The organism is Clostridium drakei, assembly GCF_000633595.2.
GTDB classification, from domain to species: domain Bacteria; phylum Bacillota; class Clostridia; order Clostridiales; family Clostridiaceae; genus Clostridium_AM; species Clostridium_AM drakei.
Window position 1 is genome coordinate 1 of the sequence record NZ_JIBU02000019.1, and the last position, 26,965, is coordinate 26,965.

The 26,965-nt window shown below is 30.9% G+C and carries 22 protein-coding genes; 18 read left to right on the forward strand and 4 right to left on the reverse strand.

Features of this window, described 5'->3' with window-relative positions; translation table 11 throughout:
* Positions 1–180 precede the first annotated feature (180 nt).
* The 4 genes from EG57_RS0209960 (at position 181) to EG57_RS0209975 (ending at position 5,949) form a co-directional block, all read left to right on the forward strand.
* The gene (locus EG57_RS0209960; protein ID WP_032077081.1) at positions 181–1,338 is read left to right on the forward strand and encodes a pyridoxal phosphate-dependent aminotransferase; all 1,158 of its coding nucleotides are present in this window, start codon (positions 181–183) and stop codon (positions 1,336–1,338) included.
* A 301-nt stretch (positions 1,339–1,639) separates the two neighbouring features.
* The gene (locus EG57_RS0209965; protein WP_032077082.1) at positions 1,640–3,373 is read left to right on the forward strand and encodes a sigma-54 interaction domain-containing protein; all 1,734 of its coding nucleotides are present in this window, start codon (positions 1,640–1,642) and stop codon (positions 3,371–3,373) included.
* Positions 3,374–3,672: 299 nt separating this feature from the next.
* Positions 3,673–4,458, forward strand: a complete 786-nt coding sequence (locus tag EG57_RS0209970; protein WP_032077083.1) for a gamma-glutamyl-gamma-aminobutyrate hydrolase family protein — start codon at positions 3,673–3,675, stop codon at positions 4,456–4,458.
* Between the two features lie 81 nt (positions 4,459–4,539).
* A complete protein-coding gene (locus EG57_RS0209975) occupies positions 4,540–5,949 on the forward strand; it encodes an amino acid permease (protein WP_032077084.1) in 1,410 nt (469 codons plus the stop codon).
* 81 nt (positions 5,950–6,030) lie between these two features.
* On the opposite strand, the gene EG57_RS0209980 is transcribed toward EG57_RS0209975, so the two are convergent.
* Positions 6,031–6,834 carry a MerR family transcriptional regulator gene (locus EG57_RS0209980; protein ID WP_032077085.1) on the reverse strand — a complete coding sequence of 268 codons (804 nt, stop codon included), beginning with the start codon at positions 6,832–6,834 and terminating at the stop codon, positions 6,031–6,033.
* A gap of 356 nt (positions 6,835–7,190) precedes the next feature.
* Between EG57_RS0209980 and EG57_RS0209985 the strand changes: the two genes are divergently transcribed.
* The 13 genes from EG57_RS0209985 to EG57_RS0210045 all read left to right on the forward strand — a co-directional run bounded on the left by EG57_RS0209985 (position 7,191) and on the right by EG57_RS0210045 (position 22,118).
* Positions 7,191–9,116 (forward strand): FAD-dependent oxidoreductase, encoded by a 1,926-nt coding sequence (locus EG57_RS0209985; protein ID WP_032077086.1) that lies wholly within the window; start codon positions 7,191–7,193, stop codon positions 9,114–9,116.
* A 22-nt stretch (positions 9,117–9,138) separates the two neighbouring features.
* Positions 9,139–10,956: an NAD(P)/FAD-dependent oxidoreductase gene (locus tag EG57_RS0209990; RefSeq protein WP_032077087.1), complete on the forward strand. Its 1,818-nt coding sequence runs from the start codon at positions 9,139–9,141 to the stop codon at positions 10,954–10,956.
* Between the two features lie 33 nt (positions 10,957–10,989).
* Positions 10,990–11,352, forward strand: coding sequence for a NusG domain II-containing protein (locus EG57_RS0209995; protein ID WP_032077088.1), 363 nt, complete (start codon positions 10,990–10,992; stop codon positions 11,350–11,352).
* A 10-nt stretch (positions 11,353–11,362) separates the two neighbouring features.
* Positions 11,363–11,917, forward strand: a complete 555-nt coding sequence (locus EG57_RS0210000) for a Gx transporter family protein (RefSeq protein ID WP_052037819.1) — start codon at positions 11,363–11,365, stop codon at positions 11,915–11,917.
* Entirely contained in the window at positions 11,898–12,863 is a 966-nt protein-coding gene (locus EG57_RS0210005; protein ID WP_032077089.1) for a polyprenyl synthetase family protein, read from the forward strand. The genes EG57_RS0210000 and EG57_RS0210005 overlap by 20 nt, the downstream gene beginning before the upstream one ends.
* 111 nt (positions 12,864–12,974) lie before the next feature.
* Positions 12,975–14,024 carry an FAD:protein FMN transferase gene (locus EG57_RS0210010; protein ID WP_052037820.1) on the forward strand — a complete coding sequence of 350 codons (1,050 nt, stop codon included), beginning with the start codon at positions 12,975–12,977 and terminating at the stop codon, positions 14,022–14,024.
* A 52-nt stretch (positions 14,025–14,076) separates the two neighbouring features.
* Complete coding sequence (locus EG57_RS0210015) at positions 14,077–15,021, forward strand: ABC transporter substrate-binding protein (RefSeq protein ID WP_108849564.1); 945 nt, start codon at positions 14,077–14,079, stop codon at positions 15,019–15,021.
* Between the two features lie 16 nt (positions 15,022–15,037).
* The gene (locus tag EG57_RS0210020; protein ID WP_032077090.1) at positions 15,038–15,793 is read left to right on the forward strand and encodes an ABC transporter ATP-binding protein; all 756 of its coding nucleotides are present in this window, start codon (positions 15,038–15,040) and stop codon (positions 15,791–15,793) included.
* On the forward strand, positions 15,790–16,536 hold the full coding sequence (locus tag EG57_RS0210025; RefSeq protein WP_032077091.1) for an ABC transporter permease: 747 nt from the start codon (positions 15,790–15,792) through the stop codon (positions 16,534–16,536). The genes EG57_RS0210020 and EG57_RS0210025 overlap by 4 nt, the downstream gene beginning before the upstream one ends.
* A 39-nt stretch (positions 16,537–16,575) precedes the next feature.
* Entirely contained in the window at positions 16,576–18,492 is a 1,917-nt protein-coding gene (locus EG57_RS0210030) for a peptidase U32 family protein (protein WP_052037822.1), read from the forward strand.
* A 16-nt stretch (positions 18,493–18,508) separates the two neighbouring features.
* Positions 18,509–19,801: an aspartate aminotransferase family protein gene (locus EG57_RS0210035; protein WP_032077092.1), complete on the forward strand. Its 1,293-nt coding sequence runs from the start codon at positions 18,509–18,511 to the stop codon at positions 19,799–19,801.
* A 12-nt stretch (positions 19,802–19,813) separates the two neighbouring features.
* A complete protein-coding gene (locus tag EG57_RS0210040) occupies positions 19,814–21,259 on the forward strand; it encodes a menaquinone biosynthesis decarboxylase (RefSeq protein WP_032077093.1) in 1,446 nt (481 codons plus the stop codon).
* Complete coding sequence (locus EG57_RS0210045; protein WP_032077094.1) at positions 21,246–22,118, forward strand: UbiA-like polyprenyltransferase; 873 nt, start codon at positions 21,246–21,248, stop codon at positions 22,116–22,118. Before EG57_RS0210040 ends, EG57_RS0210045 begins: the two co-directional genes overlap by 14 nt.
* A gap of 101 nt (positions 22,119–22,219) precedes the next feature.
* On the opposite strand, the gene dapB is transcribed toward EG57_RS0210045, so the two are convergent.
* From dapB to EG57_RS0210060, 3 genes are read right to left on the reverse strand one after another with little or no spacing between them, the layout of a single operon-like run.
* Positions 22,220–22,966 carry a 4-hydroxy-tetrahydrodipicolinate reductase gene (gene dapB, locus EG57_RS0210050; protein ID WP_032077095.1) on the reverse strand — a complete coding sequence of 249 codons (747 nt, stop codon included), beginning with the start codon at positions 22,964–22,966 and terminating at the stop codon, positions 22,220–22,222.
* A gap of 12 nt (positions 22,967–22,978) precedes the next feature.
* Positions 22,979–23,860 carry a 4-hydroxy-tetrahydrodipicolinate synthase gene (gene dapA, locus EG57_RS0210055; protein WP_032077096.1) on the reverse strand — a complete coding sequence of 294 codons (882 nt, stop codon included), beginning with the start codon at positions 23,858–23,860 and terminating at the stop codon, positions 22,979–22,981.
* Positions 23,861–23,907: 47 nt separating this feature from the next.
* Positions 23,908–24,903 (reverse strand): aspartate-semialdehyde dehydrogenase, encoded by a 996-nt coding sequence (locus tag EG57_RS0210060; protein ID WP_032077097.1) that lies wholly within the window; start codon positions 24,901–24,903, stop codon positions 23,908–23,910.
* Positions 24,904–25,261: 358 nt separating this feature from the next.
* Between EG57_RS0210060 and EG57_RS0210065 the strand changes: the two genes are divergently transcribed.
* A complete protein-coding gene (locus tag EG57_RS0210065; RefSeq protein WP_032077098.1) occupies positions 25,262–26,965 on the forward strand; it encodes a peptide ABC transporter substrate-binding protein in 1,704 nt (567 codons plus the stop codon).

A 26,965-nucleotide genomic window follows, 5' to 3' on the forward strand; every position in this document is an offset into this window, starting at 1 on the left:
GGCTGTTAACCGATAGGTTGAAGGTTCGAATCCTTTTCGCGGAGCCAATTTTATATGAATGATCAAAGACTGTAGAATATACAGTCTTTTTTTATTATTTAAGATGTACACCTTTCTTTTTTTATGCTATTATGTTTTTATAAATTTTTATATAACAAATTTAAAGGGGGCTTTATAGCAATGACTAAAGATAACTTAATATCTAATAATGTGCAGAGCATAGAAATTTCAGGTATAAGAAAGTTTTTTAACAAAGTAGTTAATTATCCAGATGCCATATCTTTAACCTTAGGCCAGCCTGATTTTAATGTACCTGATAAAATTAAAAAGGCTATGATTGAAGCAATAAATGAAAACAAAACTACATATACATCAAATGCAGGAATTGTAGAACTTAGAGAAGGAATATCGGATTATTTAAAAAATCAAAATATAAACTATCATAAGGATGAAATATGTATTACTGTTGGTGGTAGTGAGGGTTTAATGGATGTTTTTGCAGCTTTATTGAATCCTTCAGATAAGATTCTTATACCAACACCAGCTTATCCAGCTTATGAAAGCTGTGTAAAGCTTATTGGGGCTAAGATTATAAATTATAATTTGAATAGTAATTTTTCTATCAACTTTGAGGAATTGAAAAGTATAATAAGCAAAGAAAAGCCTAAGGTTATAGTTGTATCATACCCATGTAATCCGACTGGAGCTATTTTATCAAAGGAAGATAATGATAAACTTCATCAAATAATTAAAGATAATGAAATTGTAGCTATAACTGATGAAATGTATAGTTCATTGTGTTTTGAAGATCAATATTATTCTATAGCTCAATTTGAGGATATAAAGGATAAAGTAATTGCTGTTGGTGGTTTTTCAAAAATGTTTTCTATGACAGGTCTTAGAATAGGATATGTATGTGCAGTAGAAGGTTTCATGAGTGCTATAATGAAGGTTCACCAATATAATGTATCCTGTGCACCATCCATTGTTCAATGGGCGGCTTGTGAGGGATTTAAAAGCTGCATGGATGATGTAGAATATATGAGAAAAGAATTTATAAAAAGAAGAGATTATTTATATAATAGGTTTATTAAAATGGGATTGGAATCGAATGTTCCTATGGGAGCTTTTTATATGTTTCCATCTATAAAAAAATTTAATATGAAAAGTGATGAATTTTGTGAAAGGCTTCTAAAAGAGGCAGGTGTTGCTGTTGTTCCAGGTTCAGCTTTTGGAATTGGTGGAGAAGGTCATATGAGAATTTCTTATGCATATAGTATGGAACAATTAAAAGAGGCGTCAGACAGAATAGAAAACTTTGTGAAAAATTTAAAGTAATTTATAGTGATTTAATTGTTGATTTGAAATTTTTTTATTTAAATAAAGATAAATAGTAAATGAAATGGACTTTGAGAAAAGTTCATTTTTTGATATTATTAAAAAAATAATGAATTAGTCTATTAGTTAATATAAATTTGTAAAGAGGCAGTTTTTTTATTAAACTGCCCTTTTCATTCATTTTAATATTATAAGTAAATTTACATGAAATTATTCATGTGATAAAATACAATTAATGATTTTAAAATTGCAATTTCAAATATAAATATAAATATAAATATTAATAAAGTGGTGAAATTATATGTATAGTGCAATGTATGAAATAAGAGAATTTATACAGAATTTAATAGAGACAACAAGTTCTATTATTGAGTTTGATATCTATGTTATGGATAGCCATTTAGTAAGAGTTGCTGCAACTGGGTTATTTAAAGAATCCATAGGACAAGCACTTCCAAAGGGGTGTGCTAATGATTATGTTATAGAAAATGGTAAGGTTTTAATTATAGATAGCCCTAAAGGTAATAAAATATGTTATACATGTCCCATTAAGACTTATGGAAAATGCTTTAATGAGTATTCTATAGCATATCCTATAAAAAATGATGGAAAATGTATTGGAGCTATTACGATTATGTCATTAACTTCCAAACTTAAAGAAAAACAGGTTAAAATAAGAAGTCAACTTATAACTTTTTTAGAAAGGTTAGCAGAAAGTATTTTAACTAAAATAAAGGAAAAAGAAACAAAGGATAGATTAATAACAGTTTTAAATTCTATAAGTGAGGGAGTTGTTCTTACAAGCTCCTCAGGAGAAATACTTGTTTGCAATAGTATTATGGAAGAAATGTTAAAACATAAGAATAATGTAAAAGAAATTTTTGTGGAAGATAATTTTGAAAATATAATAAGTGATTTTAAAGAGGAAGCTGATAAGGAATTGGAAGTTATTTTAAGAGCACCAATTCCTAATAATAGAATGTTTATAAGTATAAAATTCATAAATAACAGTAATGAAAAGACGGATATTCTTTTTATATTTAAACATAAAAAAGAATTGAGTAATATAGCATATAAACTTTTAGCTGATGCTTCACATTTAAATATAAATCTTGACAGTATAAAGGGTAATAGTAAGTTAATTAATCAAACTAAAAATCTTGCTACACAAGCGGCAAAATATGAATCTAATATTTTAATTTTAGGTGAAAGTGGTACAGGAAAAGAAGTATTTGCACGGGCTATTCATAAAATGAGTAAAAGAAAAGAAGAACCTTTCATAGCTATTAATTGTGCTGCAATACCTGAAAATCTTCTTGAAAGTGAACTTTTTGGATATGAAAGTGGTGCTTTTACAGGTGCAAATAAAGGTGGAAAACCGGGTAAATTTGAACTTGCTAACGGAGGAACTATTTTTCTTGACGAAGTTGGAGATTTATCATTACATTTGCAGCCTAAATTGCTTAGAGTTATAGAACAGGGACAATTGGAAAGAGTAGGAGGAGTAAAGTCCATAAAATTGGATGTGAGAATAATTTCAGCTACTAATAAGGATCTTGAAGCTATGGTAAAAAAGGGAGAATTCAGAGAGGATTTTTTTTATAGATTATGTGTAATACCAATAATGATACCTCCTCTTAGAAAACGACTAGAGGATATAATTTTACTTGCAGAGTATTTTCTTGATAAATATGATAAAAAATTAAATAAAAATATAGTTGGCATATCGGAAGAAGTAAAAAAGCAATTATTGTTATATGATTGGCCAGGAAACGTAAGGGAGCTGGAGAATGTTGTTGAGTACTCTGTCAATATGGAAAATAAAGATATACTTACATTGTCCTGTATCCCTAAAAAAATAAGTGTAGGAAAAAAAGAAATTCAATATAATAATTTAGAATCAATAAGAAAAAAATGTCTTGAGAAATTAATAGTTGAACATGGTAGCACTCTTGCAGGTAAACAAAAAATTGCAGAAGAATTAGGAATAAGTCTTTCCACATTATATAGAGATATAAAAAAATATAATTTATAAAATTCAATATGAAGTTCAAAATGAAAAATCTATTGTCAAAATGACAATAGATTTTTGTTGCAAAATGACGGGAAAATGCGATATTATAAAGACGTATTATTAAAATGACAATTCATTTTGACAATAATCATTAAAAATAATGATGCATATGTACAAAATTTCAGAAATTTAATTGTGGCATGTTTATTGCTGTTATATTATTGTGAAGATTCTAAAAAGAGTCAAAAGGGGGAAGGTACTGAATTAGCTGTAATTCAATTAAAATATGAATTTTCATTGATAATATAGGAGGAATAAATATGAAACCAGTTATAGGCATATGTGCAGATTATTCTTATGGATTGAATGGAGTTTATGAAGGATTCGGATGTGGATTTGATTACCAAATTGCTGCTGATGATTATATTAAGGCAGTTGAAAAGGCAGATGGAATTCCTGTAATTATTCCAGTGTTTAATGATTTGAATAACATTGGGAATGTTATTAATATTGTGGATGGTATAATTTTTGCAGGGGGAGCAGATATTGAACCAAAGCATTATGGACAATATATAGGAGCAAAAATAGGAAAAATAATTCCAGAAAGAGATAAACAGGAATTACAATTAGCAAAGAATATTATTGAAAATACTGAAATCCCTATTTTAGGTGTTTGCAGAGGATATCAACTTTTAAATGTAGTTTGTGGAGGAACTCTTTATCAGGACTTATCTGAAATTCCATTAGAATTAAGAAATAATAAAATTATAAATCATTCAATGAAGGGGTCACCAAAATATAACCCGGTACATGAAGTTGAAATTAATGAAAAAAGTATATTTTATAGAATTTTTAATAAGAAAACTATGAGCGTGAATTCTTATCATCATCAGGCAATAAAGGATGTAGCTGACGATTTTCATGTTTCTACTATATCACCAGATGGAATAGTTGAAGCTATAGAATTAAAAAGGCAAGATAGATTTGTTGTAGGTGTACAATGGCATCCTGAAATGTTAAGTGAACGCAATGATGAGCAACTTTTGATATTTAAAGCACTTATAAATGCATGTAAGGAATATAAAATACTTCATTGTGCTAGTTAGCTGATTGGAATCACTTTATAATTGTAAATAATATAGACAATTAACTGAATGAAATATTTTAGATTTAAGGTGGTTAGAAGAATGAGCGATAAAAATAATGGTTCGCATGAAAATCTTGAACGTGGATTAGAAGAAAGACATATTCAAATGATAGCATTAGGTGGCGCAATAGGTGTTGGCTTATTCTTAGGATCAGCAACTACTATTAGAATGGCAGGACCTGCAATTTTGCTATCATATTTAGCTGGAGGAATTATCTTATTTATTATTATGCGTGCACTTGGTGAAATGGCAGTTGAACATCCAGTTGCAGGTTCATTTAGCGCTTATGCTAATGAGTATATGGGACCACTTGCTGGATATTTAACAGGATGGACTTATTGGTTGAATTGGATCTCATGTTGCATGGCGGAAGTTACTGCAATAGGAATTTATGTTAATTTTTGGTTTCCGTCTATCCCTAAATGGATATCAGCTTTAGTAACTCTCGTTGTTATGGTATGTATAAACTTAGTTGCAGTAAAAGCTTTTGGAGAATGTGAATTTTGGTTTGCTCTTATAAAAGTTGTTGCTATTATTGCCATGATTATCATAGGCATAGTTATGATTGTAACTGGAATAGGTAATGCAGGAAAGCCTATTGGTATTTCAAACTTATGGATTAATGGCGGGTTTTTCCCTAATGGAATAAAAGGACCTGTGAGCGCTTTGGCATTAGTTACTTTTGCCTTCTTTGGTACTGAACTTATAGGTATTACTGCTGGTGAAGCAAAAAATCCAGAAAAAACTATACCATCTGCTATTAATAAAGTTTTCTGGAGAATTTGTATATTCTATGTAGGAGCATTGACAGTAATCATGTGTCTTTATCCATGGGATAAAATAGGGGTAATTGGCAGTCCATTTGTCTTGACATTTAGTAAACTTGGTATTAAATCTGCAGCTGGAATTATAAACTTTGTTGTATTGACAGCAGCGTTTTCTGGATGCAATAGTGGTATTTATACAACAGGGCGTATGGTATATAATTTGTCTCTTCAAGGTTCAGCACCAAAAGTTTTTGGAAAAGTTAGTAAAAGACATGTTCCTATGAATGCAATTTTGGCATCTTCAGCATGTATGCTAATTGGTGTTGTGCTTAATTATTTTTTACCAGGTAAGGTGTTTTTATATCTTGCTAGTATTGCAACCTTTGCAGGTTTATTTGCATGGTTTATGATAGTATTAGTACAAATAAAGTTTAGAAAGAGTCTTACATCTGATCAAGTAAAAACATTAAAGTTTCCAATGAAGATGTATCCATATACAAATTATTTTGCTTTAGTATACTTGGTATTCGTATTTTTTATGATGGCTTTGAATCCTGATACGCTAATAGCAGTTATTGTAGGACCAATTTGGCTTATAGGTTTGACTGTTTGCTATTATGTATTTGGTCTTAATAAAAACAATTCTTCTAAAGAGGAAAGCAATTTTAAAGAAGGTTGCTAATTAAAAGTACAAAATAAAAAGCTTGTTGTTACTTTGACAGCAAGCTTTTTTAAATTTGAAAAAATAATGTTATAAATTATTCTATATTTTAATTGAAATTTCTGTAATAAAATTACTTTCATTATCTGTGTTTAGAATATCAACAATATAAATTTCATATATATCTTCAGAAATATTAAAACCATTTAAATTCATGTAGTTAAATAGATTTTTATATGTAGTATCTAATGTATTATAAGATCCATAATGATAAGTACAAAGGTAATGTCCTGCAGGTTTTATTTTTAAATATTGATCTTTAAAAATGCTATCTACTACTACAAACATTTCAGTATTTCTGTTTTTTTCGAAAGAATCATATTTTTCTATACATCCTACATCCCAAAAGCATGTATCTAAACAGTTTCCTATATGTTCTTTTATTTTGGAAAGGGTCAAGTTAAAATCTTGCAATCCGTTAACACGTTGAACAGGTATTGAATATAGATATTTTTCAGGTACATACTTTATGATAAATTCATCACTATTTTTTATATTATCTACTTGTTTTATTCGATTAAGGCTCTTTTGTAATCTCTTATTAATTGTTTCCAAATTAGCAATTTTATTTTGAATTTTGGAAATTTGATTTTCAAATAGAAGAATATTTTTTTCTAATGATCTCTGAGTAAGATGATTTTTAATTTCCTTTAAAGACATTCCTATTTCTTTGAGAGACAAAATTAGATATAAAAGTTCAAATTGATTCAAAAAATAATATCTATATCCGTTATTTTGATCTACATATTGTGGCTTTAAAATACCTATTTTGTCGTAAAAAAGAAGTGTTTGTTTAGTAATATTAAATATTTTACAAACTTGTCCAGATGTAAATTGCAATTCCATTTAAGTTCCTCCATAAATTTTAATGATATTCTAATATTATTTTATTGACTATATTTTAAGAATATAGTTTATACTTAACATTGTCAATATATTATCAATATTAGAAGAACTTATGCAGACGTATAGTAGTACTTATCCCTCACTTGAAGAAAGTGGGGGTATTAGTAATGGTGTGAATGGGTTAAATTAAAAATATTAGCTAAAAATGTAATATTGAGATGTTAAAACAAAGATTATTTTCTAAGTTTTGATTTAAATTTCATTGGAAAATGGAAACGTTTTTTGTTGGAATTTAGATATATAAGGAAATCACAATTTCCTAATTTATTTGTATTAAAAGAGAGGGGGACATACTAATGAGTCTAAGAAAGAAAGCGATTTGTTTCTTTGTATGTATGATGACTATTACTACCACAATTGGTTGTTCATCAGAAACTAAATCGGAAATCAAGTTTAAAGCAGGTACATATACTGGAACTGCAATTGGTCATAGTGGACCAGTAAAAGTTGAGACAAAATTTAGTGATAACAAAATTGAATCTGTAAAAGTATTGGAAAGTTCTGAAACAGCTGGAATAAAAAATGCTGTAAATGAAAAAATGCCTAAAAAAATTGTTAATGATCAAAGTCTTGAAGTAGACATAGTATCAGGAGCAACAAGTGCAAGTGAGGCTGTTCTTAATGCTGTTGGAGATTGTGCAAAGCAAGCAGGAATGGATCCAGAGAAACTAAAAATAAAAAGACCAAAACCTAATGCTGGAAAAACAGAGAATATGTCTGTAGATGTAGTTGTTGTTGGTGCAGGAGCATCAGGTACTTCAGCAGCACTTGCAGCAGTTGATTCAGGATCTAATGTACTTATGATAGAGAAAACATCTATACCAGCAGGTGCAGGTACTATGGCAGGAGGAATGTTTTCAAATGGTAGTTCACTGCAAAAATCAGCTGGAGTGCCAGATCTTTCAGAGTGGCTATATAAGAAATATATGGAAAACAGTAATAACAGGGCTAATGGTAATCTTGTAAGAGCAATTATAGATAAATCAGGTTCTACTGTTGATTGGCTTATAAAAAATGGTTGTAATTTGACTCTAGTAGATCCAGGTATAGGTGGACAACCACCTCATATAAATGATCCTAAAGAATTTGTAGGTTATACAGATGGAGGATACAAAGCTATTACTAATTTACAAGAGTCCATCAAGAAAAAAGGTGGAAAAATATTGTTTGATACAACAGGTGAGCAGCTTATAAAAAATAAGCAAGGCGAAATAACAGGAGTTATTGCTGAGCAAATAGATGGTAAAAAATTAAATATTTCAGCAAAATCTGTTGTTATTGCAACTGGCGGTTATGGTGGTAATGCTGAAATGATAAAGAAAAATTTTGGTGAAAAAGCAGGTTCAGGTGCAATTAATTCTGTTAAAGGTGATGGTATAAAAATGGCCTGGAAGGCAGGTGCAGCAGAGTCAGGAAACTATGTAGGACAATTCTTCTTTATAAATGCAGCTCCTGAAGGACAGAAGATGAAAACAGCTGGTGATGTATGGACATTAGGAAGTTATCCATTTTTATGGGTAAATAGAGATGGAAAACGATTCTGTAATGAGGAATCTATTTATGAATATGCAGCAGCAGGAAATATTTTATATGAGCAGCCAGATGGTATGGCATGGGTTATATTTAATCAGGATACTGTTGATTTGATAAAACAAAAAGGTACTATTGCTTTGGATGATATTTATGGCAGATGGAAGAATAATCCTCAGAAATATATGGAATTCAATGCACCTGTTGATACAGTAGAACTTAATAATTCTCAAGAAACTCCATATGATTTAACACCTTTTCTTGAAGAAGGTATAAAAACAGGTGAAGTTGTTAAGGGAAGCACTTTTGAAGAATTAGGACAAAAATCAAAGATGGACAAACAAACTTTTGATATTACAATGAAAAAATATACAGAAAGCATTGCTAATAGAAAAGACAATCAATTCTTTAAAGATCCAAAGTATTTATATAACTTGGACAAAGGACCTTATTATGCTATGAAGATTACTACAAGATTACTTGGAACATTAGGTGGCGTTAAGGTTGATGAAAATATTCAAGCAGTGGATATAAAGGATAAACCTATTCCAGGACTTTGGGTTGCAGGAGCAGATGCTGGTGGAGCGTATGGAAATAGCTATGTTATGTTTGAAGGTGGTACCCTTGGATATGCATATAATACTGGTCGTATAGCAGGTGAAAATGCAGCTAAACACGCATTAGGTAAGTAAATGGAAAGAGAGGTAGAATGTTATGGAATCTAAAAGAATTGTCATTTTAGGTGCTGGATATGCAGGGGTAAGTGCAGCAAAATTGCTTAACAAAAAATTTAAAAAAAATACCGAAATTAAAGTAACATTAATAGATAAAAATCCTTATCACACACTTATGACAGAGCTGCATGAAGTAGCTGGTGGAAGAGTGGAAGAAGATAGTGTTCAAGTTAATTTACGTAAAATATTTAGGCGTTCATCAGTAAATGTTGTTACAGATACAATATTAAAGGTTGACTTTGAAGGTAAGAAATTGGTTTCAGAAACTGAGGAATATCCATATGATTATCTTATAATTGGTGCTGGAAGTGAACCTGCTTATTTTGGCGTGCCAGGAGTAAAGGAAAATGGATTTTCATTATGGTCTTTAGAGGATGCAGTAGAGATACGTGAACATATTCCAAAAATGTTTAAATTGGCTGCAGTTGAAAAAAATCTAAAGAAGAAAGATGAACTACTTACTTTTGTTGTAGCAGGGGCAGGCTTCACTGGAATAGAGACTATGGGTGAACTTGCAGAATGGAAAGATAAACTATGTAGACATTATGATATAGACAAAAATCATGTAAAACTTAAAGTTGTTGAGGCCATGGGGAAAGTATTACCAACCCTTGACGATGATTCGGCTGCTAAGGCTGAACATTATATGAAAAAACATGGTATCGAAATAATTCTTAATTCTCCAATTGTTCAAGTAAATGAAAATTCTATTGTATTAAAAGATGGTAGAAGCATACCTACTAGAACACTAATTTGGACATGCGGTGTTCAAGGGTGTAAATTTGCAGCTAACCTTGAACTAGGTGATGCAAAACGTGGTAGAGTACAGGTTAATGAAAAAATGCAGTCTATGAAATATGAAAATGTATATATGGTAGGAGACAACTTATACTTTGAGGAAAATGGTAAACCGCTGCCTCAGATAGTTGAAACTGCTATGCAGACTGCTGAAACGGCTGTACATAATATTGCTGCTGATATAGAAGGAAAAGAAAAGAAAGCTTTTAAATCAAATTATCATGGAGTTATGGTGTCAATAGGTGGTAAATATGCAGTTGCAAATGCAGGTGGTATAAAAACATCAGGTTTCTTTGCAATGGTGATGAAACATCTTGTTAACATGCACTATCTCTTTGGAATTGGTGGAATTAATGTAGTATGGGATTACCTTGTACATGAGTTCTTTAACATGAAGGATGGAAGAACTATTATGGGATCTCATCTTTCTCAAAAATCACAAACCATATGGTTGGTTCCGTTTAGAATTTTTATAGGTGTTCTTTGGCTTATTGAAGGTGTAGGTAAGATTAAGCAGGGATGGTTAAAAAGCGATCATATATATATAGTTACAACTTCAGCAGTGAGTGGAGCCTCAGAAAAAGTTGGAGATGTAGCATCAAGTGCATCACAGGTTGTAAAAGAAGCACAGAAGGCAGCAGAAGCTACTCAAACTGCACTTTTAGCTCATCCACCTGAAATCTATACATCGTTTATGAATACATTTATAGCTCCATATGCACATTTTTTTCAAATTATGATTGTGCTTGGTGAAGTTGCTCTTGGATTGGCATTCATTGCAGGTGCATTTACTTTCCTTGCATCGTTAGGTTCTATATTCTTATGCTGTAATTTTATATTGTCAGCAATGGGTGGTAAGGAAATATTGTGGTATATTTTTGGTGCAATTGTATTAATGGGTGGTTCAGGAAGATCCTTTGGTCTTGATTATTATATTATGCCATGGCTTGAAAAGTTGTGGAAAGGCGAATTTAGAAAAAAACAAATTGAAAAAATATAATATTAAATTTGTAAATATTTTGTGGAGAGTATTATGAAAAAAATAGATATATTTATTATAGGTATAGTAATTTTTTTAGCAGCAATGTTTGGAGTTTATTCTTACTATAGAACACATGTAAAATATAGTGAAAAAAAGTATGCACAAATATATGTAGATAATAAGATATATAAAACGGTTCAGCTAAATGATAAAAATTATAAACAGACTATAGAGGTTAAAAATGAGTATGGTTACAATATTGTGAAAATAGAAAATGGTACTGTTAGAATAATAGATGCTGATTGTGCAGATAAAATGTGTGTGAAATCTGGAACTATTAGTGAAGTAGAACAATCTCTTGTTTGCATGCCGCATAAATTGATAGTAATAATTAAGAGTGATGTGTCCAAGTGAGGTGAATCAGATGAAAAGTACAAAAAAAATGGTTTTTATGTCTTTACTTGTAGCACAAGCAATCATTCTTCATATTGTTGAAGGTATGCTGCCAGTTCCATTTATAACTCCTGGTGCTAAGCTTGGACTGGCAAATATAACAACTGTTGTTTCTATGTATATTTTTAGTTTTAGAGAAACTTTGCTTATAATTATACTTAGAATTTTACTCTCCACATTCTTTACAGGAAATATTTCTAGTTTCTTATTTAGTGTAACAGGAGGAATTTTGAGTTTAGTTGCCATGTATGTTACTAAAGTGCTTGGAAAAGATGATGTAAGTATATGGGGAATTAGTATTATAGGATCAATATTTCATAGTGTAGGTCAAATTTTGGTGGCAGCATTTTTAGTAGAAAATATGAATATTGCTATATATCTTCCAGTGCTATTAGTAGCTGGAGTTGGTACGGGATTCTTTGTTGGATTAACCTCAAAATATATGTTAATACACATTAATAAACTAACATATATTGAAACACTAAAGAATATCAAAGGGGGAAAATATGGACAATTTCTGGAGTAAATATCCTTCAATTCAATATGAATTAAATCAAGTAAAGGATATAATGAAAAAAAATGTTAGATGTATAGACAAATTTATGGAAGATATATTTATAGAAATGATTGATTCTGGAGGAAAACTTTTAAGACCTGCTTTTGTTATTCTTGGTGGACATTTTGGAAAATATAATAAAAAGGATATTCATAATATTGCTGCTGCTACTGAAATGCTGCATATGGCAACGCTTATTCATGATGATATCGTTGATAATGCTCTTTTAAGAAGAGGAAAGCAAACAATACAGTCAGGATATGGCAAAAAATATGCAGTTTATATGGGAGATTTTCTTTTAAGTAAATCTCTAGTAGTGCTTACAGAAATATCGGAAGTGAAAAATTTAAGTTTTACTTCAAAAAGTATTTCACGAATTTGCCTTGGTGAAATGGAACAGTTTTTAAGTCAAAAAAACCAAAATGTTACAATAAAACAATATCTGAGAAGAATCTCAGCTAAAACAGCAGAACTTTTTTCAATAAGTCTTTATATGAGTGCATTACATAGTAAATGTAATAAAAAGATTTGCAGAAATTTATGGCATATAGGTCATAATATTGGAATGGCATTTCAAATAATTGATGACATTTTAGATTTTTGTGGTGATGAAGTTGCAATAAGAAAAAGTGCAGGAAATGATTTAAGAGAAGGTATTTATACTCTTCCAATTATATATGCGTTAAAAGATGGCAACAGTGATCTTTCATCATTGCTTTCAAAAAATGATCTTTGTGATGAAGACATTCGCAGTATAGTTAGTATGGTCAACTATGCTAGTGGTGTAGAAAAAACAAAGAAGTTAGCACAGTGGTATACAGACAAAGCATTTCAGCTTATACAAAAACTTCCTGATAATGAATATAAAAATATTCTAAATGACATCACTAAAACACTTTTGATACGTGAATACTAATAATATTAGGCAAATATTAATGATTTTATAAAATTTAATAAAGGCTTTAGAGGAAATATCCTCTAAAGTCTTTGTGGTTCTTATATATTCAATAAAAAAGGTGGTAGTTCCATGGAAAAAAGGAATATAAAATCATATATAGTTTTAGTCACAGCTGTAATATTAATATTGAGTATTGCAACAGCATGTTCTCCTAAAAATCAGGATACTCAACCTATTACAAGAACAGAGTTTGTGTTAGGAACTATGTGCACAGTAAAAATATATGATAGATCTACAGAAAAGGTAGTAGATAAGGTTTTTGACAGGCTTAATCAGATAGAGGATAGAATGACTATAAATAAAGCCGATTCAGAACTTGATGCTGTGGCAGATGCAGCAGGAAAGAAACCAGTAAAGGTATCAGATGATACGTTTTTTGTTGTAGAGAAAGGAATAGACTATGCAAAGCAGTCAGGTGGTATATTTGACATAACTGTAGGGCCTCTTGTGAAATTATGGGGAATAGGTACTGATCATGCAAGGTTACCTTTACCTGAGGAAATTAATGAAAAAAAAGCTCTTATTAATTATAAAGATATTGAGATGAATGATAATAATAAAACTATAATGCTTAAAAAGCCAGGTATGATTATTGATCTAGGAGGTATTGCAAAAGGGTATTCAGCAGATGAAGCAGTAAAAATACTTAAAGAAAATGGTGTTAAGCATGCAATCATCAATTTGGGTGGTAATGTATTTGTAATGAACAGTAATATAAATGGTCAAGCATGGAAGGTAGGAATTCAGAATCCTTATGAGCCGCGAGGAAAATCTATAGGAATTGTAAGTGTGGTGAACAAAACAGTTGTTACATCAGGAATATATGAAAGGTATTTTGAAAAGGATGGAAAAAAATATCATCATATTCTAAATACTCAGACAGGCTATCCAATGGATAATTCTCTTGCAAGCGTAACGGTAATAAGAGATGTTTCAATAGATGCAGATGCTATGACTAAGGCTGTATTCTATAAGGATGTGAAGGAAGGTCTGAAATCTGTTGAAACACTTAAGGACGTGGAAGCAATATTTATAACAAAAGACAAGAAGGTATATATAACTCCTGGACTAAAAAATAACTTCAAAATCACAGACAATGAGTATAAGCTAATGAATTAGTTTATAGTAAGGAGAAAAATAATTTATTTAAAAATTGAAAGGAATAGAAATTATGTTGAAATTAAAAAAAATAATATCTTTAATAAGTACAGTAGTATTAATATCAACAATGTCTGCATGCTCATCAGCAAAAGAAAAAGTTAATAAAAAAACTATAACTGTAGGTTTGATAACATCTGTGGATGCAGTACCATTTATAATGGCAGATGAAAAAGGATATTTTAAAAAGCATGGTTTAGATGTTAAGCTCCAGATGTTCAAAAGTGCAAAGGACAGAGATGCAGCATTTCAAAGTGGAGAGTTAGATGGAGTGACAGCAGATGAAGTTGCAGTTTGTCTTTATCGAAATTCAAATTTCAATGTAAAGATAACAGGAAGCACTGATGGTGATTTTATGCTTGTAGCCAACAAAGCATCAAATATAAAATCTATGGAAGATATAAAAGGAAAAAGTGCAGCTATATCTGATAAAACCGTTATAGAGTATACATTAGATAAAATGGCAGAAAAAAATTCTATAAAACCAGAAGATATAAAAAAGGAATTAGTTCCAGCTATACCAGCAAGACTTGAAATGCTAAGAAATAACAAGATTGATTTAGCACTTCTTCCAGAACCTTTTTCAACCTTAGCACTAAAAGATGGAGGAGTACTTCTTGGAAATGCCAGTAAGCTTGGAATGTTCCCCGCAATTTCTGCCTTTACCGAAAAGTCAATAAATGGTAAAAGAAAAGAAATTAAAGAATTTTATAAGGCTTATGATGAGGCTGTTCAATATATAAATAATACACAAATTTCTGAATATGAAGATACAGTAATTAAGGCTGCTGGATATCCAAAGGATATGAAAGGTAAAATTATTCTGCCTAAGTTTAGAAAAAATGTTCTGCCATCTGATGATGAACTAAAGCTTGTTATTGATTGGACCACAAAAAAGGGTATTATAAAGAAATCCTTGATTCCTAAAGATTTAGTAAGTGATGTAGCAATAAAATAATATTGTGGAGGTAGCAATGCTGCAGATAGATGATTTAGTTGTGAGTTATAAGGCTCAAAAAAATACAATAAAGGCAATAGGACCATTAAGTATGAAAATAGGTAGAGGAGATATTTATGCCATTATTGGACCATCAGGTTGTGGAAAGTCTACACTACTTCATGTGCTTGGGGGAATTATAAGAGAGTATCAAGGGAGAGTTTTAATTAAAGGGGATAGCATAGATCCTAAAGTGCATGATATAGGGTTCATTCCTCAAGGCTTTGGACTTCTTCCTTGGAAAAATGTTGAGGAAAATTGTTTATTATCTCTTAATATAAAGGGAAAAATTGTAGAAGGTAGGTTAAAAGAAAGAATTAATTATGTAATGAATAAATTAAATATTAGTTCACTTAAGGAGAGATATCCTGATGAGTTAAGTGGAGGTCAGAAGCAAAGAGTTGCTATAGCAAGAGCTTTTATAATGAATCCAGATTTATTACTTATGGATGAGCCTTTTTCTGCATTGGATGCACTTACGAGGGAAGAGGCTCAGAAGCTTTTTATAGATATATGGAATCAATATAAGATAACCACAGTTTTTGTAACTCATAGTATTGAAGAAGCCATTTATATGGGGAAAAAGATTGTTATAATGTCAGAAGGCCCTGGGAATATAGTTGAAATTATTAATAATACTCTTTTTAATGTTGAAAATTTAGAAGAAAGAGAAGAGTATTATAAGTTAGTTAAACACGTAAGAAGTATTATAAAAAAGGGATGGAAAATATGAAACTAAGAAAAAGATTGATATTATTTTTGCAGGGCTTTGTAATGGTTAATGTATTGTGGTATATAGCTGCAGCTGTGGTAAATATGAAGGTTTTGCCAAGGCCCACAGAAATATATTTTAATATAGATAAATTGTATGGAGAAAAACTATATGTTCATGTCCTAGTAAGTCTTTATAGAGTAATTGGTGGACTTACGATTTCTTTAATTATAGGACTTGTGTTAGGATTGCTTATGGCATATTCAAGGTTATGGCATAAGCTGTTAAATCCTTTAGTATATTTTACTTACCCAATCCCCAAAACAGCATTGCTTCCAGTATTAATGCTGTTGTTTGGTCTCAAAGACACTTCAAAGATTATTCTTATAGTTTTGATTGTTGTATTTCAAGTTATTGTAGCAGTAAGGGATTCAGTACTCAATATTTCAAAGGATAGCTATAATTTAATAAAAAGTCTTGGTGCTTCAAGGTTTCAGATATTTAAGAATGTAACTTTGCCGGCAATTCTTCCTGAGCTTTTGACAAACTTAAGAGTATCAATGGGAACAGCTATATCTATTCTGTTTTTTGCAGAAGGTTATGGAACTAATTATGGAATCGGTTATTATATCATTGATGCATGGAATAGGATTGACTACATAAGTATGTATTCAGGAATTGTAGTAATTAGTTTGGTGGGCTTTGGAATGTTTACTTTAATAGATATGCTTGAAGAAAAACTATGCAAATGGAAAAATATATAGTTATAAATCGAATTTAAAATATGCGGAGGTTTTTTCAAAATGGGAAAAATTTTTAATAAAAGAGAGATAGAACTGCTTGCACCAGCGGGAACTTTTGAGGATTTTAAAAACATACTTCACAGTGGTGCAGATGCTTTTTATATGGGCGGAAAAAAATTTAATATGAGAGTGCATAGAAAAGATCATAACTTATCTAATGAAGAATTAGAAAGGGCTATAGATTTGGCACATGGTTTGGGTAAGAAGGTATACATAACCTTCAATAATATGATGGACAGTAATGAAATAGAAGAGTCTAGAGAGTTTTTAAAATTCCTTGAAAGTGTACAACCAGATGCTTTAATAATTCAAGATTTTGGAGCTCTTAAGCTTATACAGGATCAGGGGATAAAGTTAAATATTCATCTTAGTGTAATGGCTAATGTACATAATTTAGGTATGATAAAGCTTGCAAAAAAGCTTGGAGTAACTAGAGTAGTAACTTCAAGGGAATGTTCCTTTACGGATATAAAAAGCTTTGTAAAAGAAGTTCCAGATATGGAATATGAATATTTTATACATGGGGATATGTGTTCAGTACATGGTTCACAATGTCATTATGGTGGAATTCTTTTTGGCAAAAGCAGTAACAGAGGTCAGTGTATGAAACCATGTAGATGGCCATTTAAGGATTGTACAGGAATTAAAAATATATATCCTTTAGCAGTGAAAGATATATGCCTTTATAGACATATACCAGAGCTTCTTATATCTGGTGTAAATTCCTTTAAGATAGAAGGAAGAATGAGGGGGAGCGATTATTTAACTTCTATAATAAATCATTATAGAGAAGCAATTGATAGATTTATAGAAGATCCCACAGGATATACAACTGATGAAAAGGTAAGCAGTTTTTTTTATGACAATAGGGTAAGAAATCTATCTACTGCCTACGCCTTTAAAAATCCAGGAATGTCAAATATAGATATAACAGGAGAAAGGGAACCAAGAGTTTTCAGCAGACCAATAGAAGAATTTGATATAACAGAAGAAAGAATTCAAGAACTTAAGGAATTATTTAAGGTGGACTATCCTAAAAAGAGAAATGAACTGCAATTAACTGTTAAAGTTAACAATTTAGAGGCATTGAAAAGAGCTTGTGATGGTGGTGCAGATTTAATTTATGCTGCAGGAGAAGTATATAGACCAGACAAGCCTTTTAAAAAACAAGAATTGAAGGAAGCTGTAGAGTATGCAAAGGGCAAAAAGGTTTTTTACGTATTGCCTAGAATGAGTTTTGAAAGACAAAAAATAGAATTGAGCTATTTGATTCCTGAGCTAAAGAAAATTGGAATAGCAGGAATCCTTGTTGGCAATGCAGGTGAACTTTATGAGTTTTATGATAGTGATATGGAATTTAGAGGAGACTTCAGTCTTAATATATACAATGATCATGCAGCAGCTTTCTATGCAAAGCATGGATTAAGTTCTGTGACTCTTTCAATAGAATCATCCGCAAAAGCAGCAAAAGCAGCTTTTTTAAAAACTAAAACACCTATTGAATTAATAGTGCAGGGAGCACCAGGAGTAATGTATTTGGAGCATTGTTTAATAGCTGCAGAGCACGGAAAAACTTCTGCAGATTTTTGTAATAATTATTGCAGCAGTGGAGCATTTGATCTTAAGGATGAGAAAGGAATAAGTCATAAAGTATATAGTGATCAATATTGCAAGAATCATATAATACTTACAAAAGATATATGTTACCTTCCCATACTAAGGGAATTAAAAGAATTAGGAGCATCAGCTTTTAGAATAGAGGCACAGCATTATACTCCTGACCAGGTAGAAAAAGTTACAGCTATTTATAGAAATATTATGGACAATCTTCAAGAGTTTCAGTGGAACTATGAGCATGCCTTAAAGATTACAGATATAACAGGTAGAAGGCAGAGCATTCAGTCAATGAATTATTAATTATAAGGAGTTTTTTATGGAAAATTTTATAGGTTCAAAAAAAGTTGTTGAGAAGAAAAAAGAATATACAATACCATGTTCATATCACTTTTTTTCAAATCCGCCTCAGTTTGTTAGGGGAAAAATGCAGCATCTCTATGATTCATCAGGCAAAGAATATCTAGATTTTTTTGCTGGAGTTTCTGTTATGAATTGTGGTCATTGTAATGAGGAAATACTTGATAAAACCATAGAACAGATGAGAAATTTACAGCACACTACCACAATTTATCTTACAGAGCCGTTAGTTAACCTTGCAGAGCAGCTCTCTAAGGTAACTCCTGGTAACCTTAAAAGGAGTTTCTTTTGTGGTACAGGTTCTGAAGCCAATGAAGGTGCAATGCTTTTGGCAAAATTGTATACAGGAAAAAGTGAGTTTATAGCTCTTAATAATGGACTGCATGGTAGGACAGCGCTTACCATGAGCGTTACAGGAATAGGAATGTGGAGGGCAGATTTTGCTCCATATGGTGGAACTCATTTTGTACCCAATCCTTATTGTTATAGATGTCCTTTTAAATCCACTCCAGAGAATTGTGAGTTTGCTTGTATTGAGGCAGTAGAAAATACTATAAAAAACCATACATCAAAAAAGGTTGCAGCTATGATTGCGGAGCCTATTCAGGGAAATGGGGGGATAATAACTCCACCTAAGGAATATTTTAAGGTTTTAAAAAAAGTACTTAACAAATATGAAATTCCGTTAATAATAGATGAAGTTCAAACAGGTTTTGCAAGAACTGGAAAGATGTTTGCTATAGAACATTATGAAATAGTACCAGAAGTAATTACTATGGCTAAGGCATTAGGCAACGGAATTCCTATAGCAGCGTATATTACTAATGATGAGATGGCAGAGACTTTTAAAAATCCCTCAGCTTCTACCTTAGGTGGAAATCCTGTTTCCTCAACTGCGGGACTAGCTGTATTGGAGTATATTGAAAAGCACAATTTAACTCAAAGAGCAGAAGTTCTTGGAGAAAAATTAAAAAGTGGATTAATGGAGCTTAAAGAAAAATATAGCATAATAGGAGATGTTAGAGGAATTGGATTAATGATGGGGGCAGAACTGGTAAAAAAGGATAAATTACCTGCTTCAGAGGAAACAGACCTAATCATAGAAATGATGAAGGATAAAGGAATACTCATTGGGAAAAATGGCGAATACAGAAATGTGTTAGCTTTTCAGCCACCACTTATCATTACAGAAGATGATGTGTATTTTATGCTGGATACTCTGGATGGTGTACTGAAGGTATTAGGTTATTAGGAGGAGTTAAGAATGTATAAGAATTTGCAGGATTTTATAAGGCATTTAGAAGAAAAAGGTATGCTAAAAAGAATAAAATCAAAAGTGAATGCAGAATTGGAAATTACAGAGATAGCTGATAGGGTTTCAAAAAAGTATGGACCTGCTCTTTTGTTTGAAAATGTAAAAGGATCAGAATATCCTGTACTTATAAATGCAATGGGTACTTATGAAAGAATGAGTATGGCTCTTGGAGTAGAAAAGCTTGATGATATTGGAAATGATATTGGAGAATTTATTGATATGTCTAATTATCTTGGAATTATGAAGAAATTTAAGTCACTTCCAAGACTAGCAAGAATGGCAACAGTGTTTCCTATAAAATTGCCAACAAAGGGGGCTTGTCAAGAGATTATTGAAAATGAACCAGATTTATTTAAACTTCCTATATTAAAATGTTGGCCTCAGGATGCAGGGAGATTTATTACTCTGCCTCTTGTTATAACTAAAGATCCAGAAAGTGAAATTCAGAATATGGGTATGTATAGAATGCAGATGTTTGATAAGAATACCACAGGCATGCATTGGCATTTGCATAAAGATGGAAGAGAAATTTATGATAAGTATAAAGCTTTAGGTGGAAGGATGCCTGTATCAGTAGCACTTGGATGTGATCCGGCAATAACCTATTCTGCTACAGCCCCGCTTCCAAAGATGATTGATGAAATGATGTTTGCTGGATTTTTGAGAAAATCTCCTGTAAAACTTGTGAAATCAATAACTAATGATATATATGTACCAGCAGATGCTGAATTTATTATAGAAGGATATGTGGATGTAAATGAAGAGTATAGACTTGAAGGACCTTTTGGAGATCATACAGGTTACTATTCTCTTGCAGATTACTACCCAGTATTTCATGTTACATGTATAACTCATAGAAAAAATCCTGTCTATCCAGCAACAATTGTGGGAAAGCCTCCTATGGAAGACTGCTATATGGGAAAGGCTACAGAAAGAATTTTTCTTCCTCTTTTGAAAATGCAGTATCCAGATATATTAGATTTTAATTTTCCATTAGAAGGAGTATTTCATAACTGTGTAATTGTTTCTATTAAGAAAAGATATCCAGGTCATGCTAAGAAAATAATGAATTCTTTTTGGGGAATTGGGCAAATGATGTACACTAAAATGATAATTGTTGTAGATGAGAATATAAATCCTCATGAGTTATCTACAGTAGCCTGGAAAGTATTTAATAATATAGATGCTAAGAGAGATGTGGTTATTTCAGAAGGTCCATTGGATGCACTTGATCACGCATCAAATCTTCCTCATTATGGTTATAGAATGGGTATAGATGCCACAAAAAAATGGTCTAGTGAAGGACATGCCAGAGAGTGGCCAGATGATATTGAAATGACTGAAGACATAAAAGAATTTGTTTCAAAAAGGTGGGATGAATATGGTATTGAGTAAAGTTAGAAAAAAGATAAATGATTATGCTACTCTTGTTATGTTTTCTCATACCATATTTTCATTATCCTTTGCAGTTATTTCTATGATGCTTGCAAGTAAAGGAAGACCCTCCGTACATACAATATTTTGGATTATAGTGGCATTTATGGGAGCAAGAACAGGAGCTAATGCTATAAACAGAGTTATTGATGCTGAAATTGATGCAAAGAACCCACGTACTGTTATGAGGCAGTTGCCTCAGAGAATGCTAAAAAAGAAAGAGGTTATAGTGTTTACCGCGGTGTGCTTTTTAGTTATGGTTATAGCTGCAGCAATGCTTAATCCATTATGTGTAATGCTTTCTCCAATAGCATTGTTTCTGATGATAATTTACTCATATACAAAGAGGTTTACATGGACTTGTCATTTAGTATTAGGAATAACTTCAGCTGCAGCACCTGTAGGTGCATGGATTGCTGTAACTGGAGAAATTTCTTGGGTTGCATTATTTATGGGAGCAGCAAATACTCTATGGGTTTCAGGATTTGATATTATTTATGGAGCTCAGGATTATGAATTTGATACTATAAATGGTATTCATTCAATACCTGCAAGGTTTGGTATAAAAAATGCCCTTTGTTTTGCAGCATTGTTTCATGTAGTAGCAGTAATTTTACTTGTTTTTGTTGGTATTTTAAGTGGAGAGTTGGGAGTGATTTATTATATAGGTCTTGGAATTATATCGATTTTGTTTATAATAGAGCATAGAATCGTATCGCCGGATAATTTAACTAATGTGAAGATTGCCTCTTATGGGATAAATCAGATTATAAGCATAACATTTTTAATATTTGGATTTGTAGCTGTAATTGTAAAATAGTTAAAAATTTGGTGATAAGCTCAAAATGAAAAGCTTGCTGTCAAATTGACAACAAGCTTTTCTATTGTTAAAACGAATATGAATATAATATTCTAAATTTTTTATTTCACTACATCATCCATGGAATATAATCCTTTAACTTTCCCAAACATAAATTGACAAGCTTTAAGAGCTCCAATAGCAAATATATCTCTAGACATGGCCGTATGCTTTAATTCTATAATTTCGTCCTTGCCAGCAAATATAACTTCATGATCGCCAACTATGGAACCACCTCTAATTGCATGTATTCCTATTTCGTCATTAGTTCTTTTTGATATGCCTTCTCTTCCATAAACAAATTTGCTTTCTTCATGTATAGAGTCTTTTATAGTATTAGCAAGAAGAATAGCAGTGCCACTTGGAGCGTCAACCTTTTGATTATGGTGTTTTTCTATTATTTCAATATCAAAATCCTTATACAGTAATTCACTTATATTTCTTAATACTTTGTTTATAACATTAATTCCTATAGACATATTAGCTGAACGGAATACAGCAATCTCTTTTGATGCTTTATTTATCTCATCAATTTGAGTCTCAGTATATCCTGTAGTGCAAAGAACTATTCCTATATTTTTTTCTTTGCTATATTTAAGTAATCCTTGTAAGGCATCTGGTCTTGAAAAATCTAGAATAACGTTAGCATCAACAGTACACTTAGATATGTCTGCAAATACTGGAAAACTAATTTTTTCAGTGTTTTTATCTATTCCAGCTACAATAGTTAATTCAGAAGAGCTATCTACTAATTTCGATATAACTTTTCCCATTTTGCCATTACATCCACTTAGTATAATTTTAACCATGGAAAATCCCCCTTATTTTAAAAGTCCATAATTTTCAAGTTCTTTTTTCAAAACATCTAGATTATTTGAAACCATTTCACAAAGAGGAAGTCTTAAATCTCCAACATTCATTCCCATGATATTCATAGCTGTTTTAACAGGTATTGGGTTCGTTTCTATGAATAGTGCATTTGTTAAAGCCAAAGAATCTAATTGTATTTTTAATGCTTCTTCTATTTTACCATTTAAGAATAATTTGCACATATCATGTACATCCTTAGGAATTATATTTGCAAGTACAGATATAACACCGATTCCTCCTAAAGCCAATATAGGAATTATTTGATCATCATTTCCAGAATATATATCAAGTTTATCACCACAAAGAGCTTTTATTTCAGCTATTTGGCTTATATTTCCACTAGCTTCTTTAACAGCAACTATATTATCTAGTTCACATAATACTTTTAATGTTTTTGGAAGTATATTTAATCCTGTTCTTCCAGGTACATTATAAATAATAATAGGGCTTTTAACACTAGTTGCAATAGCTTTAAAGTGCTCAACAAGACCTTTTTGTGTAGTCTTATTGTAGTAAGGCGTTATTACTAAAAGTCCATCTACTCCTATACTTTCTGCCCATTTACTCATATTAATAGATGCAGCAGTATTATTTGATCCTGTACCTGCTATTACTGGTATTCTTTTTTTTACTACATCAACTGTAAATTTAATTGTCTCTTTTCTCTCTTGTTCAGACATAGTAGAAGCTTCACCAGTAGTTCCACAAATTACTATAGCATCTGTACTAGACTTAATATGCCATTCAAGAAGCTCTTCTAACTTCTTAAAATCAACGCCTCCATCCTTAAAAGGAGTAACGATAGCAACAGCTGAACCTTTGAATAAACTCATACAAACACCTCATTTTATTTATATATTATAAATAATTTTGTTTTAAATTATTTATTTCCTTTTACAATGCACTCAGCAATTTGTATTGCATTAGAAGCTGCACCTTTTCTTATATTATCTGCTACAACCCATAGGTTTAGTCCATTATCTACACTGAAATCTTTTCTTAATCTTCCAACGTAAACTTCATCGTGACCAGCAGCTTCTATAGGCATTGGATAAATAAGGTTATCTACGTCATCTTTTAATACAATGCCTTCAGCATTTTTATAAAGAGAGAAGATATCCTTTATATCAAATTCTTCATTTAATTCTACATTTATACTTTCACTATGACCATATACAACAGGAACTCTTACTGTTGTAGCTGTTATTTTTAAATTGTCATCATGTAATATTTTTTGTGTTTCATCTATCATTTTCATTTCTTCTTTTGTATATCCATTTTCTAAAAATACATCTATATGTGGTAAAACATTACCTGCTATAGCATAAGGAAATTTTTTAGGCGCAGTACCTTTATAACCTTCAACTAAATCATTGTAGCCTCCCATGCCAGCACCAGATACTGCTTGATAAGTAGAATAAATTATTCTCTTTATACCATATTTATCATATAAAGGTTTTAAAGCTACAACTGCTTGTATTGTAGAACAATTAGGATTAGCTATTATTCCTTTATTCCATTTAATATCTTCGGGGTTTACTTCAGGGACTACTAAAGGTACTTCTGGATCCATTCTCCAAGCACTACTGTTATCTATAGCTGTAGCACCATATTTTGCAAAGATAGGTGCAAACTCCTTACTTACGCTGCCCCCTGCAGAAAATAAGGCAAAATCTATTTTTTTATTTTTTATGTTATCTTCTTTTAATTCTTCAACAGTTACATCCTTGTCTTTAAATTTTAATACCTTGCCAGCGGATTTTGCAGATGCGAAAAAGTAAATTTCAGCTACTGGAAAGTTTCTTTCAACTAATACTTCTATAAATTTTCTTCCAACCATTCCTGTGCAACCAACTACTGCTACATTATAATTCATTTCTAAATGCCCCCTAAAATTTATTTTACTTAATATTATATAATGAATTTTAATAAAAATATACTCTTTTTATTAGTAGTAGAGCCTTATACAATTATTATATTATAATTTTTTAATATGTTTATTGCTAAATGTGCTTAAAATTTGCAAAAAATGCTTTATAGTGTAACAACAGAATTAATTAGGCTTATACTATTTTATAGAATAATAAGTAGTTAATGTTTTATATATACAAAAATAAAATATACAAATTTCACATGTTTATGTTTTATTAAAGAGAATTTGGTATAAAATTAAGATATAAAAGTATGTTACATAGTTTAATTAAAAAGAATAAGTACGAAGGAGGTACCTTTCTTTGAATATCAAAAGATTATTATCTTTAATTGTTATTTTAACCTTGGCTTCAACATCAGTATTAACAGGATGCAGTAAACAAAAAAAAGTTGAAACTGCTACTAAAACAGAAATTGATAAGAGCCAATATTTAAATCTTACTTTAGATAGTGAACCAAAAACGTTAGATCAATCTAAGGCTAAGGGTCGCAGTTCGCTTCAAATATTATCAGAGGTAAATGAAGCACTTACAAGAATAGAAACAGATTCATCAGGAAAGGAAATAGTGAAACCAGCAGGAGCAAAAAGTTGGGATTTGTCAGAGGATAAGCTAAAATGGACATTTCATATCAGGGACAATCAGTGGTCTGATGGTAAAAGTGTTACTGCAAAAGATTATGAGTATGGTATAAAAAGAACATTAGATCCTCAAATTCAATCACCTAATGCATTCTTATTGTATCCCATAAAAGGTAGCAAAAAATTTAATGATGTTAAAACAAATGCAAATAAAAATATGCCATCTGATATTGTAGGGGTAAAGGCATTAGATGCTAAAACTTTAGAAATAGATTTGGAATATCCTTGTGCATATTTTATTAATATAACAAGTTCTATAGTAATGCAGCCTCAAAGGCAGGATATAGTTGAAAAATACAAAGATAGATATGGAAGTGAAAAAGATAAGATGGTATTTTGTGGACCTTTTATTATAAAACAATGGGTTCATAATGATAGAGTTGAAATTTATAAAAATGATAAGTATTGGGATGCCAAAACAGTAAAACTTCAAAAATCAACTTTTAAAATTTTTAAACAAAGTAATACTATAGCTAATGAGCTGTTAAATGGAGCTTTGGATGGAGCCCAAACAACAAATATAGAAGCTAAAGATAAAATAAAAAAACAATCAAAATTTGATTTAATAAAATTATCAGAACCAACTACTGATTTTGAGTTTTTTAATGAAAAAAATAAGATATTTTCTAATGTTAATATAAGAAAGGCGTTTTCTCTATCCATAGATAGAGAGGAAGTTTCTAAAACTCTATGGAAGGGATTATATATGCCAGCATATGCTTTTGTACCTCCTTCACTTCAAATAGGAAAAGAAAATTTTAGGGAAAAAGCTAACTTTGAGCCAGTAAAAAAACTAAAAGAAGATGGAAATAAGCCAAGAGAACTTTTGGAAAAAGGATTAAAGGAACTTGGTATGGATACTGATCCATCAAAAATTACCATAAGATATATACAACCAGGGGTTGATACAAAACAAAAAGATATAGCAGAGTTTTTTAGAAAGATGTATGAGAAGAATTTAGGTATAAATATAAAGATAGAGTATGCAGATGGAGATAACTTCACGAAAAAAATAGAAAGTGGTGACTATGACCTAGGTTCAATGACTTGGTTTGCAGATTATAATGATCCTATGTCAGAATTTTATTTATGGGTTACAGGTTCAAATATTATTTGTACAAACTGGTCAAATAGTAAATATGATAGCTTAATTATTAATGCAGCGAACTTAAGCCAGGATAAAAATGAAGATAGATTTAATGCATTTAAAGAAGCTGAAAATATATTATTAGCTGAGGATGCAGTAATAGCACCTACAGTATATAGGAGCAAAGAATTATACAAATGTAAATATGTCAAAAATATTATGTTTACATTATTTGGAGCACCATATGAAATAAAATATGCATATACAGAAGGAAGATAG

Coding starts and splice junctions, on each gene's coding strand:
- EG57_RS0209995 (WP_032077088.1), top strand. CDS start 10,990: ATGAAAAAAATAGATATATTTATTATAGGTATAGTAATTTTTTTAGCA.
- EG57_RS0210035 (WP_032077092.1), top strand. CDS start 18,509: ATGGAAAATTTTATAGGTTCAAAAAAAGTTGTTGAGAAGAAAAAAGAA.
- EG57_RS0210025 (WP_032077091.1), top strand. CDS start 15,790: ATGAAACTAAGAAAAAGATTGATATTATTTTTGCAGGGCTTTGTAATG.
- EG57_RS0209985 (WP_032077086.1), top strand. CDS start 7,191: ATGAGTCTAAGAAAGAAAGCGATTTGTTTCTTTGTATGTATGATGACT.
- EG57_RS0209970 (WP_032077083.1), top strand. CDS start 3,673: ATGAAACCAGTTATAGGCATATGTGCAGATTATTCTTATGGATTGAAT.
- EG57_RS0210015 (WP_108849564.1), top strand. CDS start 14,077: ATGTTGAAATTAAAAAAAATAATATCTTTAATAAGTACAGTAGTATTA.
- EG57_RS0210020 (WP_032077090.1), top strand. CDS start 15,038: ATGCTGCAGATAGATGATTTAGTTGTGAGTTATAAGGCTCAAAAAAAT.
- EG57_RS0210060 (WP_032077097.1), bottom strand. CDS start 24,903: ATGAATTATAATGTAGCAGTAGTTGGTTGCACAGGAATGGTTGGAAGA.
- EG57_RS0210045 (WP_032077094.1), top strand. CDS start 21,246: ATGGTATTGAGTAAAGTTAGAAAAAAGATAAATGATTATGCTACTCTT.
- EG57_RS0210010 (WP_052037820.1), top strand. CDS start 12,975: ATGGAAAAAAGGAATATAAAATCATATATAGTTTTAGTCACAGCTGTA.
- dapA (WP_032077096.1), bottom strand. CDS start 23,860: ATGAGTTTATTCAAAGGTTCAGCTGTTGCTATCGTTACTCCTTTTAAG.
- EG57_RS0209990 (WP_032077087.1), top strand. CDS start 9,139: ATGGAATCTAAAAGAATTGTCATTTTAGGTGCTGGATATGCAGGGGTA.
- EG57_RS0210005 (WP_032077089.1), top strand. CDS start 11,898: ATGGACAATTTCTGGAGTAAATATCCTTCAATTCAATATGAATTAAAT.
- EG57_RS0210030 (WP_052037822.1), top strand. CDS start 16,576: ATGGGAAAAATTTTTAATAAAAGAGAGATAGAACTGCTTGCACCAGCG.
- EG57_RS0209960 (WP_032077081.1), top strand. CDS start 181: ATGACTAAAGATAACTTAATATCTAATAATGTGCAGAGCATAGAAATT.
- EG57_RS0210000 (WP_052037819.1), top strand. CDS start 11,363: ATGAAAAGTACAAAAAAAATGGTTTTTATGTCTTTACTTGTAGCACAA.
- EG57_RS0209980 (WP_032077085.1), bottom strand. CDS start 6,834: ATGGAATTGCAATTTACATCTGGACAAGTTTGTAAAATATTTAATATT.
- dapB (WP_032077095.1), bottom strand. CDS start 22,966: ATGGTTAAAATTATACTAAGTGGATGTAATGGCAAAATGGGAAAAGTT.
- EG57_RS0209975 (WP_032077084.1), top strand. CDS start 4,540: ATGAGCGATAAAAATAATGGTTCGCATGAAAATCTTGAACGTGGATTA.
- EG57_RS0209965 (WP_032077082.1), top strand. CDS start 1,640: ATGTATAGTGCAATGTATGAAATAAGAGAATTTATACAGAATTTAATA.
- EG57_RS0210040 (WP_032077093.1), top strand. CDS start 19,814: ATGTATAAGAATTTGCAGGATTTTATAAGGCATTTAGAAGAAAAAGGT.